2 protein-coding genes are annotated in these 4,162 nt (G+C 60.2%); both read right to left on the bottom strand.

All coding sequences use genetic code 11. The annotated features are described in order from the left end of the window. Positions 1-31 precede the first annotated feature (31 nt). Positions 32-1,966, bottom strand: coding sequence for a PrkA family serine protein kinase (locus AC2VNK_RS08580; RefSeq protein WP_486883468.1), 1,935 nt, complete (start codon positions 1,964-1,966; stop codon positions 32-34). Between the two features lie 463 nt (positions 1,967-2,429). Beyond that, on the bottom strand, positions 2,430-4,162 hold a 1,733-nt coding region (locus tag AC2VNK_RS08575; protein ID WP_486883467.1), incomplete at its 5' end, for a transglutaminase family protein.

The raw sequence follows: 4,162 nt of genomic DNA, 5'->3' as shown, positions 1-4,162 counted from the left end.
CGTTACTCTTTTCCGTGACGGCCTGGTGCCCCTAATGATGCTTGCGATAACGCATATACCAGTCCACCAGCAGGCGTACCTGCTTTTCGGTGTAGCCCTTGGAGGTCATCCGCGCGACGAAGTCCTGATGTTTGCGCTCATCGTCGGAGGAGCTCTTCTTGCCGAAAGAAATTACCGGCAATAGATCCTCCGTATTGGCAAACATCTTCTTCTCGATGACCGCGCGCAGCTTCTCATAACTGGTCCAGGCTGGGCTGACGCCGTCGTTGGACGCCTTGACCCGCAGCACGAAGTTCACTACTTCGTTGCGGAAATCCTTGGGGTTGGCGATGCCCGCCGGTTTCTCGATCTTTTCCAGTTCTTCGTTGAGCAGGCTGCGGTCCATGAGCTGCCCGGTATCGGGGTCACGGAACTCCGTATCCTGCAGCCAGAAATCGGCATACTGGATGTAGCGGTCAAAGAGATTCTGGCCGTAATCGCCGTAACTCTCCAGATAGGCCTTCTGGATTTCCAGGCCAAGGAACTCGGCATAACGGGGGGCCAGCTCGGTCTTGAGGAAGGCGAGATAGCGGGACTCCAGTTCTGCCGGGAACTGCTCGGCACGGACCTGAGTTTCCAGCACATGCAGAAGATGCACAGGGTTGGCGGCCACCTCGTCGCTGTCGAAGTTGAAGGTACGGGACAGGATCTTGTAGGCGAAACGGGTGGAAATGCCGTCCATGCCCTCGTCCACACCGGCCGCGTCACGGTATTCCTGCAGACTTTTGGCCTTGGGGTCCTTGTCCTTGAGGGACTTACCGTCATAGACCTCCATCTTCGACCACAAGCTGCTGTTGCCCGGCTCTTTGAGGCGGCTGAGGACGGAGAAGCGCGCCAGCATGTCCATGGTATCGGGGGCACAGGGGGCGGCGTTGAGGGCACTGCTTTCGAGGAGCTTGTGGTAGATCTGCGTCTCTTCCGTGACGCGCAGGCAATAGGGCACCTTGACGATGTAGACACGGTCGAGGAAAGCCTCGTTGCGCTTGTTATTGCGGAAGGCGGACCACTCCGATTCGTTGCTGTGGGCCAGGATGATGCCCTGGAAGGGCATGGCGCCGAAGCCTTCGGTGCCATTGTAGGTGCCTTCCTGGGTTGCCGTCAGCAAGGGGTGGAGCATCTTGATGGGCGCCTTGAACATCTCGACAAACTCCAGCACACCCTGGGTGGCGACGTTGAGGCCGCCCGCATAGGAATAAGCGTCGGGATCGTCCTGGGAGAAGTCTTCCAGCTTGCGGATGTCCACCTTGCCGACGAGGCTGGAGATATCCTGATTGTTCTCGTCGCCCGGCTCCACCTTGGTGATGCCGATCTGGTGCAACTGGGACGGCATCAGGCGGTGGACGGTGAATTTGCGGACGTCACCGCCGAACTCGCGCAGCCGTTTGGCCGCCCAGGGGGACATCACGCCATTGAGGGCGCGGCGGGGGATGCCGAAGCGATCCTCCAATACCGGACCATCTTCATCCCGATCGAAGAGCCCCAGCGGCGACTCGAAGAGCGGCGATACCTTGCCATGGGCGGCGAGGCAGTAGACGGGGTATTGCTCCATCAGGCTCTTCAGACGTTCCGCCAGAGAGGACTTGGCCGCCCCCACCGGGCCGAGCAGATAGAGAATCTGCTTGCGCTCTTCCAAGCCCTGTGCCGCGTGGCGGAAATAGGCGACGAGGTTTTCTACGACATCTTCAATACCGTAGAAGTCCTTGAAGGCGGGGTAGGTGAGCAGCTTGCGGTTCATGAAAATACGTGACAGCCGGGGATCGGTCTGGGTGTCCAGCACCTGCGGCTCGCCGATGGCTGCCAGCATCCGCTCGGCGGCGGTGGCATAAGCCATGGGCTCACGCGCGCAGAGATCGAGATAGGCATCGATGGAAAAGGTGACTTCCTGCTGTTGCAGAAAACGCTCCTGGTAACGGTCGAATAACGCCATTTGCCACTCCTTGCGGCGCTGCCGCGTTTGCAATTACTTGGACCCGCTTCGGTCGTTGGGGTTCGCTTATGGTGAGGACCCCCGGATGCACCGTGAAACTAGCATTTCCTGTGCCAGTTTGGCGCTTGCGGCTCCGACCGTCTGCCGTTTCGCGATGGGGATGACGGAGTGGAATCGCCATGAACCCATCGCGTTGGAATGGTGCGCCCGTTGCACAAGTATGGTGCAGAATCACGGAGGGTGCCAGTGCAATGACGGTGTCTTATCCCTCTGGTTTGACGGGTGGCTCGGGGCTGGCGCTGTTTGGTACTGGGCTGTTTTTACTTGATGTATAGAAATTTGATCGGCTTGCGGACAAAAAAAGGGCGGGAGGACCGCCCTGGAAGCCACTTGAGGAGGAGTGATCATATGACCATGATCAGTGTTTATTTAGCAGGAAACGTGCCATATTCGCTGCCGTCCTTCAGCCTGGTGCCGTGGACCTTACCATACGCAGGTCCAGGGTGTGGGGATAATCCGGCTGATCTTCCGCATAAGGTGGTAGCCAGAGGTGTTCACCACTGCCGGTGGGCACGAAGAGGCTCTCGCTGGGACCCGACATGATCGCATCCGGCTGCGGACCCTGACTGTGCCCGGTGGTGGTGAAACGGCTCTGGCGCCGTGCCTCCGCTTCCCAGGCGTTGACCGGAAAGGCCTCTGAGTTACGTCCCCCGGGATGCATGACATGGTAGGTGCAGCCGCCCATACTACGCCCGTTCCAGGTGTCGATCAGATCAAAAGTCAGTGGCGTGTGCACCGGAATGGTGGGGTGCAGCGCGGACGGCGGCTGCCAGGCACGATAGCGTACCCCGGCCACCTGCGTATCATGGGCACGGGTGGCCCGCAACGGCACCCACCGTCCATTGCAGGCGAGCACATGGCGCCCCGGGGTCATACCCGTCACCCGCACCTGCAGCCGTTCAATCGAGGAATCCACGTAGCGCGCCGTACCGCTGCCCGACATCTCTTCGCCGAGAACATGCCAGGGTTCAATGGCGGCACGCAGTTCGATGTCGATCTCGCCAACCCGGACATGACCGTGCTGCGGAAAGCGGAACTCAGAGAAAGGCGCCAGCCATTCCAGATCGAAAGCAATGCCGTGTTCCTGTAGGTCCGCGCAAACGTCGCGGAGATCCTCCCAGACGTAATGGGGTAGCATGAAACGGTCATGCAGCGTGGTCCCCCAGCGCACCAGTTCATGATGATAAGGATCTTCCCAGAAACGCAGCAAGAGGCTGCGCACCAGCAGTTGCTGCACCAGACTCATGCGGGCGTGGGGCGGCATCTCGAAGGCGCGCAGTTCCACCAGCCCCTGTCGGCCGGCGGACCCGGTCGGTGAATAGAGCTTGTCGATACAGATTTCGGCGCGATGGGTGTTGCCGGTAATGTCCACCAGCAGATTGCGGAAGAGACGGTCCACCAGCCACGGCTGGGGCACGATACCGGGCGGCACCTGAGCAAAAGCGATCTCCAGCTCGTAGAGGGCCTCATGGCGCGCCTCATCCACCCGCGGTGATTGACTGGTGGGGCCGATAAACATGCCGCTGAAAAAATAAGACAGGGCTGGGTGATGCTGCCAGTAGGTGATCAGGCTCTGTAGCAGATCGGGGCGGCGCAAAAAGGGACTGTCGCCGGGGGTCGCGCCGCCGAGCGTCATGTGATTGCCGCCGCCGGTGCCGGTATGGCGCCCATCCAGCATGAATTTTTCGGCGGTCAGCCGACAGGCGTGGGCATCGTCATAGATGGCCGTGGTCTTTTCCACCATCTCCTGCCAGTGCGTGGAAGGATGGATATTGACCTCGATGACCCCAGGGTCGGGGGTGACGAGCAGCTTCTCCACCCGTGGATCGCTGGGCGGCGCATAACCCTCGATGACCACCGGCATATTGAGTTCGGTGGCGCTGTGTTCGACCGCGCTGAGCAGGTACAGATAATGTTCCGTCACTTGCAAGGGCGGGAAGAAGCAGTACAGGCAGCCTTTGCGGATTTCCAAGGTGACTGCGGTATGGGGGATCTCCTCCCAGAGTTGCTGGTCCGCCGTGGACGATGGCGGCGCTTCAGGGACATGGCTGTAGCGCGCGGCGATCTCGCCGTGGATATTCGGCAATGGCTGCACCGGCGCGAAGGGGTCGCTCTCCGGCTGCCATTTTTTATGGG

The organism is Acidithiobacillus sp. TH-A35, assembly GCF_057473505.1.
The sequence above is the reverse complement of the archived record's forward strand: the minus strand, read 5'-3'. Positions and strand labels throughout refer to the sequence as shown.